Genomic DNA, 12,996 nt, shown 5'->3' with positions numbered 1-12,996 from the left:
TGGATGGTGGGCGTGGGTTGCGGCATGTCGCGGCTTCCCGGCCATCTGATACCCCGACATTCCGCGACCCGCGCGCGCGACCTATCCGACCTGCCCGCGATCCTGACCGTTGGCAGGGTCGTGCGGGCTTGGCTCAGCCGAGGGCGGCGGCGATGGCCGTGGCGGCGGCCAGCACCTGCGCCCCGACCGCCTCGGCGTCCAACGGGGCCAGCGCCACCACGCCGACGCTCGCCTCCAGACCGGGTACGCCCAGCACCGGCGCGGCCACCCCGTACGCCCCGGCCTGCAACTCCCCGACGGTGGTCACCGGGTCGGCGGCGCCTGCCCGGCCGGCGAGGATGGCCCGCCCCGCGGCTCCCCGTTCCAGCGGGTGCCGGGCCCCCGTCCGGTACGCGACGTGGAACGACGTCCAGCTCGGTTCGACCACGGCCAGGGCCACGCCCTCGTCGCCCTCCACCACGGTCAGGTGGGCGGTGGCACCGGCCTGTTCGGCGAGTCGCCGCAGCGCGGGCAACGCCCCCTCGGCGAGTAGCGGCTGGGCCCGCCGGGCCAGGTGCAGCACCCCCGCGCCGAGGCGCAGTCGGCCATCGGCGTCGCGGCGCAGCATGCCGTGTCCGGCCAGCGCGCCGACGAGCCGGTAGACCGCCGCCCTGCCGATGCCGAGCCGGTTCGCCGCCTCGGTGACCGTCAGGCCACCGGCGGCGTCCGCGACGAGGTGCAGCAACCGGAGTCCCCGGTCCAGCGTCTGCGCCGTCTCACCACCCCGGGCGGTCGGTTCCCCTCCCGACCGGATGCCGGCCCGCGCGCCGGTCGGTGCCGTCGGGTCGCTGCCGGGTCGCGCCGCCGTGTCCACAGCACGCAGCGTACGACCCGGCTCCGGCCGATCCGGAAAAGCGCGGACGGCTACCCTTGTACGGTGACGCTACGCCTGTATGACACCGCCACCCGATCGGTGCGGGACTTCGTCCCGCGGGAAGCCGGCAAGGTGGGGGTCTACCTGTGTGGTCTCACCCTCCAGGCACCGCCGCACATCGGTCACCTTCGCTCGGGTGTGAACTACGACGTGCTGCGTCGTTGGTTGCTCGCCGCCGAGAACGAGGTCACCTTCATCCGCAACGTGACCGACATCGACGACAAGATCCTGGTGAAGGCGCAGGAGCAGGGGCGGCCGTTCTGGTCGATCGCGTACGCCAACGAGCTGCGGCTCGCCGAGGCGTACCGGGCGTTGAACGTGCTGCCGCCCACGTACGAGCCGCGGGCCACCGGTCACATCCCGGAGATGCACGAGCTGATCGCGAAGCTGATCGCCGGCGGGCACGCCTACCCGGCCACCGACGGCTCCGGCGACGTGTACTTCGACGTGCGTTCCTGGCCGGCGTACGGGGCCCTGTCGAACCAGTCGCCCGACGACATGCAGTCCGCCGGGGACGCCCCCGACCGGGGTAAACGCGACCCGCGCGACTTCGCGCTGTGGAAGGGCGTCAAGCCTGACGAGCCGGCCGACGCGTACTGGCCGTCGCCGTGGGGCCGGGGTCGTCCCGGCTGGCACATCGAGTGCTCGGCGATGTGCCGGCGGTATCTGGGCGCGGAGTTCGACATCCACGGCGGCGGGCTCGACCTGACCTTCCCGCACCACGAGAACGAGGTCGCCCAGTCGCAGGCCGCCGGCCTGCCGTTCGCCCGCTACTGGGTGCACCACGGGCTGCTCAGCATCGGCGGGGCGAAGATGGGCAAGTCGCTGGGGAACGCCCTCGACCTCGACTACGTGGCCTCCCTCGGCGTGCGGCCGGTGGAGCTGCGCTACTACTACGCCGCCGCGCACTACCGTTCGCGCATCGACTACTCCGAGGACGCGCTGCGCGAGGCGGCGGTGGCGTACCGGCGGATCGAGGGGTTCGTGCAGCGGGCCGCCGAGCGGGTGGGCGCCGGCCAGCTCGGTGAACTGCCGGCGGCGTTCGCCGCCGCGATGGACGACGACCTGAACACCTCCGCCGCGCTGGCCGTGCTGCACGAGGTGCTGCGCGACGGCAACACCGCGCTGACCGGCAACGACGATGTGACCGTCCGCACGGCGCTCGGCTCCGTCCGCGCCATGCTGGATATCCTCGGGGTCGACCCCCACGACCCGGCCTGGACGGGTGGCAGCCGCGCGAGCGACCTGCGCGGCGTGGTGGACTCCCTGATCGCGCTGGCCCTGGAGCAGCGCGCGCAGGCCCGCAGCCGCAAGGACTGGGCCGCCGCCGACACGGTGCGTGACCAGCTCAAGCAGGCCGGCGTGGTGGTCGAGGACACCCCCCAGGGCCCCCGTTGGACTATTGGAGAGCAGGACTGATGGCCGGCAACTCGCAGCGCCGTGGCCGGCGACTGACGCCGAAGGCGGGTGCCCCGAAGGGCTCCGGTGGCAAGAACAAGGACTCCCTCACCGGCCGGGGCAGGACGTTGCCCGCCGACGAGCGGCCGTGGCACAAGGCGTACTCGGGCACCGAGAAGTTGCCCCAGCGCACGGCCTGGAAGCAGGACAAGGAGCGCCGCGCCGCCGCCGAGGAGGGGCGGAGCCCCAAGATCGGTAAGCCGGGCACCAAGGACACCACCTGGGGCAAGGGCACCAAGGGGGCGGTTCCGGCCCGGAGCGCGGGTGGCGGTCGCGGCAGGCCGGCCGCCGGCCGGGGAGGCCCCCGGGTGGCGCCGGGCCGCAAGTCCAACCCGGCCAGGGACACGCCGGAGCTGCTGGTGGGGCGCAACCCGGTCCTGGAGTCGCTGCGGGCCGCGGTGCCCGCGACCGCGCTCTACACCGCCCAGGGCATCGACATGGACGACCGGGTCAACGAGATCGTCCGGACGGCCGCCGACCGGGGCATCGCCATCCTGGAGATCAGCCGGGCCGAGCTGGACCGGATGACCGGCGGCGTGCTGCACCAGGGTGTCGGCCTCCAGGTGCCGCCGTTCGCCTACGAGCCGTTCGAGGACCTGCTCGCCGCCGCACTGGAGCAGAGCGCCCCGCTGCTGGTGGCGCTGGACGGGGTCACCGATCCGCGCAACCTGGGTGCGGTGATCCGGTCGGCCGCCGCGTTCGGTGCGCAGGGGGTCTTCGTACCGGAGCGGCGGGCCGCCGGGATCACGGCGACCGCCTGGCGGACCAGTGCCGGCGCGGCCGCCCGGGTGCCCGTCGCCCAGGTGACCAACCTGACCCGGTCGTTGAAGGCATGCCGGGACGCGGGTTTCGTGGTGGTCGGCCTGGACGCCGACGGCGACACCGAGCTGTACGACCTGGAGGCCGCCGTCGGCCCGCTGGTCGTGGTGGTCGGCTCCGAGGGGCGGGGGCTGTCGCGTCTGGTCGGCGAGACCTGCGACCTGACCGTCAGCATTCCGATGGTCTCCGAGGTGGAGTCGCTCAACGCGAGCGTGGCCGCCGCGGTGACCCTCGCGGAGGTGGCCCGGCGTCGGGCCGTCGAGGGCTGAGTCAGGGCGACCCTGTGCCCAGGCGGCTCGGGTTCCCGTGCCACGGCGAGTCTGAGACATCCGGAAGGGGCGGTCCGCCGTGGCGGGCCGCCCCTTCCGTCGTACGTCAGATCCGCTTGCCGCTGGCGGCGTTGAACACGTGGCTCTGGCCCGGCTGCGGCCGGACGAAGACGGTGTCACCCATTCTCGGCATGGTGCGCCGGTCGGTGCGCACCACGAACCGCTCCGACGAGCCCTCCAGCGCGGCGTGGCCGTAGATGTTGGCGTCGGAACCCAGGTCCTCGACCAGCTCGACCACGACGGGCATGCCGCCCTCGGACGGGCCGACGATGTCGCAGTCCTCCGGACGGAAGCCCACGGTAACCTTGTCGTTACCGCCCTCGGCGCGGGCCGCCTCGGTCTGCTCGCGGGTCAGCGGGATGGACATCTCGGCGAACGCCGCGCCCCGCTCGGTCAGCGGAACGGTCTTGATGTTCATCGCGGGGGAGCCGATGAAGCCGGCGACGAAGACGTTGGACGGGGTGTCGTAGAGCGTCCGGGGGGTGTCCACCTGCTGGAGGACGCCGTCGAGCATGACCGCGACCCGGTGGCCCATGGTCATGGCCTCGACCTGGTCGTGGGTCACGTAGACGGTGGTGATGCCGAGCTTGGCCTGCAGCGAGGCGATCTGGGTACGGGTCTGCACCCGCAGCTTCGCGTCGAGGTTCGACAGCGGCTCGTCCATGAGGAAGACCTGCGGCTCCCGGACGATGGCCCGCCCCATCGCGACCCGCTGGCGCTGACCGCCGGAGAGCGCCTTGGGCTTGCGGCTGAGGTACTCCTCCAACTGGAGGAGGGTCGCCGCCTCCTTGACCCGCCGGTCGATCTCCGACTTGGGGGTCTTGCGCAGCTTCAGCGCGAACGCCATGTTCTCGTACACCGACATGTGCGGGTAGAGGGCGTAGTTCTGGAAGACCATCGCGATGTCGCGGGCCTTCGGCGGCAGGTGGGTGACGTCCCGGTCGTCGATGTAGATCGCGCCGTCGTCGACGTCCTCCAGGCCGGCGAGCATGCGCAGGCTGGTGGACTTGCCGCAACCGGAGGGGCCGACGAGGACGAGGAACTCGCCGTCGCCGATCTGGAGGTCGAGCTGGTTGACCGCCGGGCGCTCGGTGCCGGGGTAGACCCGGGACGCCTTGGCGTAGGTGACCGTAGCCATGAGGGGGTGCGCTTCCTTTCACCGGCAGGAACGTGCCGGACGATCCGAGTGAAGGAGCGACCGGCGCGGATGCCCGTGCCGGCGCCACGGGCGACGGCCGGGCGGGCCGGATGTCGTCCGTGTCACTGCACCGTAAACGGCTGGAGCCGCCGTGCCAAGAAGGAGAACACTGGATGGGACGGACGGCATACGCATTCCGGTCACTCGGGCACGGGCGGACATCAATCGCCTCACGTCAGTGCGAGATGTGGACGTTTCCCGTGCTCGGGACCCCTGCCGAGCGGGAAATCCGGACGTCAGTCGCTATGCTGACCACGTCACACCCGCCCCTGTAGCTCAGCTGGCCAGAGCACTCGCCTTGTAAGCGAGATGTCGCCGGTTCGATCCCGGCCGGGGGCTCCATATGAATCGGACGTCCCGAGGGTGAATGGGTCACGCGGTGGAGCAGTCCAACCGGGCGATGCTGCGCGCCCGGGACGCCATGGACCGTGCGTACGCCGAACGGCTGGACATCCCGGCCCTGGCCCGCATCGCGCACGTCCGAGGCGCACTTCATCCGCACCTTCCGCGCCACCTTCGGCGAGACCCCGCACCGCTACCTGCAACGCCGGAGGGTGGAGCGGGCGATGCACCTGCTGGTGCAGATCGCCGACGGTCGCCCGTGCCGGCACCGGTGCCGACGTGCTTCACGAAGGCGTGGACCAGGCCAGCAGATTTGGATAAGCAGCCCCGGCCGGGCCGGCCGTAGCGTCCTGGGCATGACGATCAACGCGATCACCCACTCCGCCCTCTACGTCCTCGACCAGGACGAGGCCCTCGACTTCTACGTCGGCAAGCTGGGCTTCGAGGTGAACACCGACCAGGATCTCGGCTTCATGCGCTGGTTGAGGTCAGCGTCCCCGGCGACCGCAGCCGCGAGATCCTGCTGGAGAAGCCGGGCCCGCCGGCCCTGGACCCGGAGACCGCCGAGCAGGTCCGCGAACTTCTCACCAAGGGCGCGCTCAGCGGATGGCTCTGCCTGACCACCGGCGACGCCCAGAAGGCGTACGACGACCTGGTCGCCAAGGGCGTCGACGTCGTCGACGAGCCGACCGAGCGACCGTACGGGATCGACTTCGGCATCCGTGACCCGTTCGGCAACCGGATCCGGATCGGCCAGATCCACCCCCGGAGTTGACCCTCTGACGGTCTGTGCCGGGGCGGGCATCCGGGCTAACGTCGCGCTCATGTCCGACCTGCCGAAGGCCGAGTTCGCCTTCCCCGGCCCGTTGCGGGACCAACTGGTCGCCGCGATCCTGTCCGGTGCCAAGACGTCCACCACCGGGCTGCTGATCGAGTACGAGCGCGACGGCGACCCGCTGCCCGTGGCGGGCGCGCGGTCGGTGGTGGTCGACTCGGACGACCGACCGGTCGCGGTGATCGAGGTGACCGGGGTGCGGGTCGTCCGGCTCGCCGACGTCGACCTGGCGCACGCCCGGGACGAGGGTGAGGGGTACGCCTCGGTGGCCCGGTGGCGGGCCGGGCACGAGGGCTTCTGGCACGGGTCCGAGTTCCGGGCGTACCTGGGTGACCCGGAGTTCACCGTGGACGACGACACGTACGCCGTGTTGGAGCGGTTCCGGGTGGTCGAGCGCCTCTGACACCGTCAGCTCCGGCGGCGGCGTAGACACGACCGGCCCCGGCCGAGGCGGCGACCTGTCCGTGACTCAGCCGGTGGCCCTCACCAGCAGCTCGACCACCTCGGCGGTCACCCTCGGCCGGTAGGAGTCGACGGGGCAGTCCGACCAGTGTGACTCCGTCCTCCCGACGGTAAGCCGGTAGTCGAACGCGTCCCGGCACGCCGTCGGGCCCGGCGACCGGGTCGCCTCGGCCGCCAGCTCGGGATCGGCGACCAGCCGGCGCAGCCGGTCCAGCTCGGCGGCGTCCAGGGTGCCCGTGCGGGTCGTCCCGGCGCGGTCCACGGCGATCCACCGGCCGTCCGGGTGCACCGTCACGGTGTCGCCCCGACCCGCGATGCCGCCGGATCGGGAGAGCACCACCAGCGGGGTGCCCGACGTGGGCGTGGGCGTGGGTACTTCCGGCGTGGGCGTGGATGCAGCCGTCGTGGACGCGGGGACGGTCGCCCCCACGGAAGCATCCTCCTCCGGTATCGTCCCCGTCGGTTCCGTCGCTGAGCATCCCGTCAGGAGCAGCGCCGCAAGCGCGATCTTGACACCGGTCTTCGAGGCTGATCTCATGCCCGCTCGGACGCCCGGCACGACCATCCCGTTCCCACCTCGCCCTCGGCACCCGCGCGGGGCCGGCCGTCGCCGCGCCGCCCCCGTCTCGTTCCATCCTCGCAGTCGGCGTGACCGTTCCGGGCACGCCATCCCCCGTTCAGGAGGGCATGTGAAAAGACCCCTGGCCGCCGTCGGTGCCGCCCTGCTCGCCAGTGGCCTGGTGACCGGCGTCGCCTCCGCGGCACCCGCCACACCCCTCGCCGCCCCCGCGCCGGACTCCCCGGCCGCCCGCGCGGCGACCGTGCTGCGGACCAACCCCGGGGCCGTGCAGGGGACCGACGCCGAGAGCTACCAGGTGCACAGCACCAGGGTGGACGCGAACGGCGCGGGCCACACCCGCTACACGCGAACGTACCGGGGGCTGCGGGTGCTCGGCGGCGACTTCGTCATCCACACCGGAGCCGACGGCGGCTTCGCCGGCTCCTCCGTCGGCCTGACCGCCCCGCTCACCCTCGGCACCACGGCGAAGGTCAGGGCGACCGTCGCGAAGCGGGCCGCCCGGGCCGAGTTCGCCGGGACGATCACGAAGGTGGGCACTCCGGAACTGATCGTCGACGCCAGCTCCGGCACGGGCCGGCTGGCCTGGGAGACCGTGATCACCGGCTGGCAGCCCGACGGTCAGACCCCGTCGCGGTTCCACGTCATCTCCGACGCCACCACGGGCACGCTCATCGGTGCGTACGACGAGATCGAGGCGATCGCCGGCACCGGCACCGGCGTCTACGGCGGCACCGTCGCCCTCGACACGACGCTGGCGGCGACCACCTACCAGCTGATCGACCCGTCGCACGGCAACGGCTCCACCTGCGACATGAACAACGGCACGGCCGGCTGCACCATCGTCACCGACACCGACAACAGGTGGGGCGGCACCGACGCGCGTCAGCGGGCCGCGGTCGACGCCCACTACGGTGCCGCCGTCACGTTCGCCTACTTCAGGGACGTCCACGGCCGCCACGGTGTCTTCGGTGACGGGCGGGGCGTGCCCAGCCGGGTGCACTACGGCCAGAACTACTCGAACGCCTTCTGGGACGGCTCCCGGATGACCTACGGCGACGGCGTGGACAACGCCAACCCGCTGGTGTCGCTGGACATCGCCGGGCACGAGATGGCCCACGGCGTCACCGACAACGTGGTGCCGGGCGGGCTCGTCTACTCCGGCGAGAGCGGTGGCCTGAACGAGGCCACCAGCGACATCTTCGGCACCGCCGTGGAGTTCCACGCGGCCAACGCCGCCGACCCGGGCGACTACCTGATCGGCGAGAAGATCAACATCAACGGCGACGGTACGCCGCTGCGCTACATGCACAACCCGGCGCTGGACGGCGCCAGCGACAACTGCTGGTCGCCGAGCACCAGGTTCGCCGACGTGCACTACTCGTCCGGCGTGGCCAACCACTTCTTCTTCAACCTGGCCGAGGGCACCGGCAGCACCCCCTACGGCACCTCGACGCCGTGCGGTTCCGCCCCGGGCGTCACCAAGATCGGGCGGGTGAAGGCCGAGAGGATCTGGTGGCGGGCGCTGGACGTCTACTTCACCTCCACCACGTCGTACGTCGACTCCGCCAACCCGGCGAACACCGCGCGGGCGTACACCCTGCGGGCCGCCACCGACCTCTACGGTGCCTGCTCCACCGAGTACCGGGCCGTGCAGGCGGCGTGGACCTCGGTGAACGTCGCCGGCACCGACGTCGCCTGCGGCACCAGCAGCCACTTCTCGGTGACCCTGTCGCCCACGGCCGGCGCCGTGAACCCGGGCGGTGCCGCCACGACCACGGTGTCCACGGCCACCACCAACGGCTCCCCGCAGACCGTGACGCTGTCGGCGACCGGCCTGCCCGCCGGGGCGACCGCCTCCTTCACCCCGGCCACGGTCACCTCGGGTGCCTCGTCCACGTTGACCCTGAGCACCAGCCCGGCCACCCCGCCCGGCGTCTACCACGTAACCGTCAACGGCACGGCGGGCGGAACCACCCGCTCGGCGACGTACACGCTGACCGTGAACGGCTCCGGCGGGACCTGCACCAGCCCCGGGCAGAAGCTCGGCAACCCGGGCTTCGAGTCCGGCGCGACCGGCTGGGCGCAGACCTTCGGGGTCGTCGGGCAGCACACCGCCCAACCCGCCCGCAGCGGAAGCTGGAGCGCCTGGCTGAACGGCTACGGCACCTCCCGGGTCGACACCCTCACCCAGCCGGTGAGCCTGCCCACCGGCTGCACCACCTACACGTTCCGCTTCTGGTTGCACGTCGACACCGCCGAGACCAGCACCGGCACCGCGTACGACACGCTCAAGGTGCAGGTGGTCAGCTCCTCCGGGACGGTGTTGGCGACCCTGGCCACGTACTCGAACCTGGACGCCGCCCCCGGCTACGCCCAGCGCACCTTCTCGCTGGCCACGTACGCCGGGCAGACCGTGACCGTGAAGTTCGCCGGCACCGAGGACTCCTCCCTGCAGACGTCCTTCGTGGTCGACGACACGGCGGTGGCCGTCTCCTGACGTGACGCCGCCGGGCCCGGCGGCCACCCCACCCGGGTGGTCGCCGGGCCCGCGCCGTTATGGTCGCCGGGCCGGCACCCGCCGGTGGACGGGGCGGTGGCTCACCGGAGCAGGCTGCCCGACGGGACGGAAGGAGTGGTGGCGGTGTCGGACGCGGAGCTGACCGTCGAGGTGACCGGCACGGTCGCGACGGTGACGATCCACCACCCGGCGCGCCGCAACGCCATGACCCCCGGCATGTGGCGGCAGCTGCCGGTGCTCCTCGACGGCCTGGAGGGCGACCCGGCGGTGCGGTCGGTCGTGCTCACCGGAGCGGGCGGCACCTTCTGCGCCGGCGCGGACCTCGGCGACCTGGACGAGCTGCTCGACGCCGGGGACGCCAGCATCGCCGTGGCGGCGGAGGACCGGCTGGCGGCCTTCGCCAAGCCGACGGTGGCCGCGATCCGCGGGGCCTGCGTGGGCGGCGGCTGTCAGCTCGCCGTGGCCTGCGACCTGCGCCTCGCCGCCGACGACGCCCGTTTCGGTGTCCCGCCGGCCCGGCTCGGGCTGGTCTACCCGGCGCCGACCACCCGGCGGCTGGCTCGGCTGGTCGGGCCGTCCACCGCGAAGTTCCTGCTGTTCACGAGCGAACTGGTCGACGCCGAGCGGGCGCTGCGGGTCGGCCTCGTCGACGAGGTGCTGCCGGGCGACGGCCTGGCGGACCGGGTCGCGGCGATCACCGCCGCGATCGGCGAACGCTCCCAACTCACGGTCGCCGCCGCGAAGGAGATCGTCGACGGCCGCGCCGACGACGACCGGGTCGCCTGGTGGCACGGGCAGGTCCGGGCCAGCGGCGAGGCCCGGGAGGGCGTCACCGCGTTCGCCGAGCGTCGCCCGCCCCGGTTCGGTTGGGCCCCGCCGGTCCGCTGACCACGCGGCGGCTCGGCGTGGTGCGAGGTCGTGGATTCACGGCTCGTCGGCGGTGGCGACCTCTGCATACCAGTCGGCCACGTGGGCTCTGGCCAGGTCGTTCCAGGTCGTCGTACCGCCCCGCAACGGCCAGGCCCGGGTGGCCCCGTGACCGGCCTCGACACGCCGTAGGTCGCGGGCGAACCGGCGGTTGACGGCGACGAGCGCCTGCACCGCTCCGGGGGTGCCCGCGGCCACCTGCCGCCGCATGACGTCGGCGGTCGCCGCGTAGTGGTGCACCGCGGCTTCGGTGTCGCGCGCCACCTGCCGCCGGCACACCGTCGAGAGCGCCAGCAGCGGCGGTTCCTGGTGCTCGGCGAGGGCTGCGACGAGCCGGGCGTGGCCGTCCAGCACCACATGGCAGTCCAGACCGCTGATCCACCACAGCAGGACCGGAGCGAGGATCCCCTCCCGGGCCTGTTTCCGGTACGACCTGACCCGCCCGTCGTCAGGGCCCGGCAGCCGGCGCAGCGGCAGGACCCGCCCGGCCCCGGTCGAGGCGAACCAGTCGATCGAACCCTGATCCTGGGGAAGCAGGAGCTGCGTCCACCGTCGCGCCGCATCGCGCGGCCAGCACGTCGGTGGCAGGTGGTCGGCCCCGGCGCTGATCACCCAGCGGCCGGTGTGCAGTGGCCCACCGGGAGCCCCGATCAGCGCGGTGGCGACGTGGTGAGCCCATCTCGCCTGCCATGCACTGCCCGGTCCGCTGCCGAGGGCTGCCACGTGCGAGCTGCGCAGGGGAGGAACCGGCGGGCGGAACTGACCGGTCAGCGCGTACTCGACGCCGAACCGACCCTCGTCGACCTCGGCCATCAGCACGACCCTGTCGGCCTGACGCAGCACGAGCAGCCCACGGCCGGCCACCTCCATCCGCAACGCGGGGCGGGCGGGCCGTTCGACGTCGAGGACGAGCGCCTCCCACTGGTCCACCGGGCTCGATGCTGGAAGGTTCGTCCTTCGTGCCACGGCTTCCTCCTGTGCCACCGTCCCGTCCCGGACAGGGAACCACGGCAGGCCAAACCCGGGCGGGCGGCAGCGCGGTCGCTCAGCGGCGCGCCGTCGAGCGTCGGGCGAGCAGGCCGGTCGGACGGATCGAACGCACGGGCTCCGCCGCCCCGCCCTCGGCCCGCAGGATGTGGTTCGCCGCGATGATGCCGGTCGCCGCCGAGCGTTCCATCAGCGCGCTGGGGAACTGCGTGCGGATGCCGTCGCCGGCCAGGTAGAGCCCGTCGGCGTCGGTGCGTACCCCGGGTCGCCGGGCGTGGCTGCCGGGAGTGAACGCCGGGGCCTGGGCCTCGACCCGGGCGCGCAGCTCGCGTACCCGCAGTTTCGCCGCCTCCGGCCAGAGCGTGCACAGCTCGGCGCGCATCCGCTCGGCCAGCTCCTCGGCGGACACGCCGGGGTCGCAGGCGTACGCGTGCAGCTCCACCACGGAACCGCCGGTGCGCCCGGCCCAGCGGCGGGAGGAGTTCTCCAACCGGTGGTAGAGCGTCACCGAGTCCAGGGTGGGTTGCCGGGACACCCCGCTGAACACGGCCCGGTCGGCGTCGACGTCCCCGTCGCACCAGAGGCGGACCACCGCGTACGGCGGGCCGGGCCGACCGAACGCGGGCATCCGCGCCGCCAGTTCGGGGGCGGCCTCGGCGAGTCCGGGCGAGGCCGCGACCAGCGCGGCGAGCGCGGGCGGATCCACGGCGAGCACCACGTGCCGGGCCGCGTACGACCCGTCGGCGGTGACCACCCGCCAGCCGTCGCCGTTGCGGCGCAGGGCCGTGGCGGTGGCGGCGGTGACGACCCGGCCGCCGTGCTTCTCCAGGTAGCGGGTCAACGGCTCCCAGATGGTGGTGGCGTAGTCGTCGTCGGGACAGTCGAAGGCCAGCCCCTCCGGGTTACCCAGCAGATAGAAGTGGAACTGGGCGATCATCTCGGCGGCCGACATCTCCGCCTCGTGGTTGAAGAACGAGTGTGAGAAGACCTCGAACAGCATCGCCCGGGCCCGGTCGGGCAGCCGCAGCGAGGTGAGCAGTTCGTCGGCGGTGACGTCGTCGAACTCGGCGTAGGTGCGCTCCGGGTGGTAGGTGAGCAGCGGCAGGGCGGCGTCGCGGTCCATTCCGCGCAGGTCGCCCAGGCGCAGGCTGGGGCTGCGGGCCAGCAGCGCCAGCAGGTTCGCGGGTGGGGCCGGGGGCAGCCTGCCGAACTCCTCCGTCGGCCAGTCGGCGGACAGGATCGGATAGCCGGGGACCGGCCTGAGGAAACCCAGGCCGGGGTCGACGCGGCGCAGCACCGACCGCCAGTTGTAGTACTGCCGGAAGAACGCGTGGAAGCCGTGCTCGTTGTGCTGTCGGGTGCCGTCCGCCAGAACCTCCGGCCAGGCGCCGAGCCGGCCGCCGAGGGTGGACGCGGCCTCCAGCACGGTCACGTCGACGCCGCGCTCGGCGAGCACCACGGCCGCCGACATCCCGGCGATCCCGCCGCCGACGACCACGGCCCCGACCGGGCGCGGCACGCGGGGGGCACCCCCACCGCCGGGGTCCACCTCGTGCTCGCGTACGCCGATGAGCCGACCCACCACCTGCGACAGCGCCATGTGCACCTTCTTCGACCGGGAGCCTCCA

The 12,996-nt window shown here is 72.9% G+C and carries 12 protein-coding genes and 1 tRNA gene; 8 read left to right on the top strand and 5 right to left on the bottom strand.

Annotated features, from left to right (window positions below; genetic code table 11):
* Positions 1 to 133: 133 nt before the first annotated feature.
* The gene (locus GA0070616_RS10335) at positions 134 to 853 is read right to left on the bottom strand and encodes an IclR family transcriptional regulator (RefSeq protein WP_091080045.1); all 720 of its coding nucleotides are present in this window, start codon (positions 851 to 853) and stop codon (positions 134 to 136) included.
* A 63-nt stretch (positions 854 to 916) separates the two neighbouring features.
* On the opposite strand from GA0070616_RS10335, the gene cysS reads away from it, so the two are divergent.
* On the top strand, positions 917 to 2,332 hold the full coding sequence (gene cysS, locus GA0070616_RS10330) for a cysteine--tRNA ligase (RefSeq protein ID WP_091080041.1): 1,416 nt from the start codon (positions 917 to 919) through the stop codon (positions 2,330 to 2,332).
* Positions 2,332 to 3,459: a 23S rRNA (guanosine(2251)-2'-O)-methyltransferase RlmB gene (gene rlmB, locus GA0070616_RS10325; protein WP_091080037.1), complete on the top strand. Its 1,128-nt coding sequence runs from the start codon at positions 2,332 to 2,334 to the stop codon at positions 3,457 to 3,459. Before cysS ends, rlmB begins: the two co-directional genes overlap by 1 nt.
* A gap of 106 nt (positions 3,460 to 3,565) precedes the next feature.
* Here rlmB and GA0070616_RS10320 read toward each other — a convergent pair whose 3' ends face one another.
* Positions 3,566 to 4,657 carry an ABC transporter ATP-binding protein gene (locus GA0070616_RS10320; RefSeq protein WP_091080033.1) on the bottom strand — a complete coding sequence of 364 codons (1,092 nt, stop codon included), beginning with the start codon at positions 4,655 to 4,657 and terminating at the stop codon, positions 3,566 to 3,568.
* Positions 4,658 to 4,982: 325 nt separating this feature from the next.
* Here GA0070616_RS10320 and GA0070616_RS10315 point away from each other — a divergent pair.
* From GA0070616_RS10315 to GA0070616_RS10300, 4 genes are all read left to right on the top strand, one after another.
* Positions 4,983 to 5,059: transfer RNA gene (locus GA0070616_RS10315), tRNA-Thr, on the top strand.
* A 224-nt stretch (positions 5,060 to 5,283) separates the two neighbouring features.
* On the top strand, positions 5,284 to 5,679 hold the full coding sequence (locus GA0070616_RS29310; RefSeq protein ID WP_342672300.1) for a VOC family protein: 396 nt from the start codon (positions 5,284 to 5,286) through the stop codon (positions 5,677 to 5,679).
* Entirely contained in the window at positions 5,577 to 5,834 is a 258-nt protein-coding gene (locus tag GA0070616_RS29305; protein ID WP_342672299.1) for a VOC family protein, read from the top strand. The genes GA0070616_RS29310 and GA0070616_RS29305 overlap by 103 nt, the downstream gene beginning before the upstream one ends.
* Positions 5,835 to 5,883: 49 nt before the next feature.
* Complete coding sequence (locus tag GA0070616_RS10300; RefSeq protein ID WP_091080029.1) at positions 5,884 to 6,297, top strand: ASCH domain-containing protein; 414 nt, start codon at positions 5,884 to 5,886, stop codon at positions 6,295 to 6,297.
* A 66-nt stretch (positions 6,298 to 6,363) separates the two neighbouring features.
* On the opposite strand, the gene GA0070616_RS10295 is transcribed toward GA0070616_RS10300, so the two are convergent.
* Positions 6,364 to 6,786: a protealysin inhibitor emfourin gene (locus GA0070616_RS10295; RefSeq protein ID WP_175440028.1), complete on the bottom strand. Its 423-nt coding sequence runs from the start codon at positions 6,784 to 6,786 to the stop codon at positions 6,364 to 6,366.
* Between the two features lie 259 nt (positions 6,787 to 7,045).
* Here GA0070616_RS10295 and GA0070616_RS10290 point away from each other — a divergent pair, with 259 nt between their 5' ends.
* Complete coding sequence (locus GA0070616_RS10290) at positions 7,046 to 9,433, top strand: M4 family metallopeptidase (protein WP_175440027.1); 2,388 nt, start codon at positions 7,046 to 7,048, stop codon at positions 9,431 to 9,433.
* 138 nt (positions 9,434 to 9,571) lie between these two features.
* Positions 9,572 to 10,342: an enoyl-CoA hydratase/isomerase family protein gene (locus tag GA0070616_RS10285; protein ID WP_091080017.1), complete on the top strand. Its 771-nt coding sequence runs from the start codon at positions 9,572 to 9,574 to the stop codon at positions 10,340 to 10,342.
* Between the two features lie 36 nt (positions 10,343 to 10,378).
* Here the strand turns inward: GA0070616_RS10285 and GA0070616_RS10280 are convergent, their stop codons facing one another.
* Positions 10,379 to 11,347 (bottom strand): hypothetical protein, encoded by a 969-nt coding sequence (locus GA0070616_RS10280; protein ID WP_139128867.1) that lies wholly within the window; start codon positions 11,345 to 11,347, stop codon positions 10,379 to 10,381.
* Positions 11,348 to 11,426: 79 nt separating this feature from the next.
* Entirely contained in the window at positions 11,427 to 12,968 is a 1,542-nt protein-coding gene (locus tag GA0070616_RS10275; RefSeq protein ID WP_091080010.1) for an FAD-dependent oxidoreductase, read from the bottom strand.
* Between the last annotated feature and the right edge of the window lie 28 nt (positions 12,969 to 12,996).

Origin of the sequence: Micromonospora nigra, assembly GCF_900091585.1 — a bacterium.
GTDB classification, from domain to species: domain Bacteria; phylum Actinomycetota; class Actinomycetes; order Mycobacteriales; family Micromonosporaceae; genus Micromonospora; species Micromonospora nigra.
Note: the sequence above shows the minus strand (reverse complement) of the source record. Positions and strands in the feature narration are given on the sequence as shown.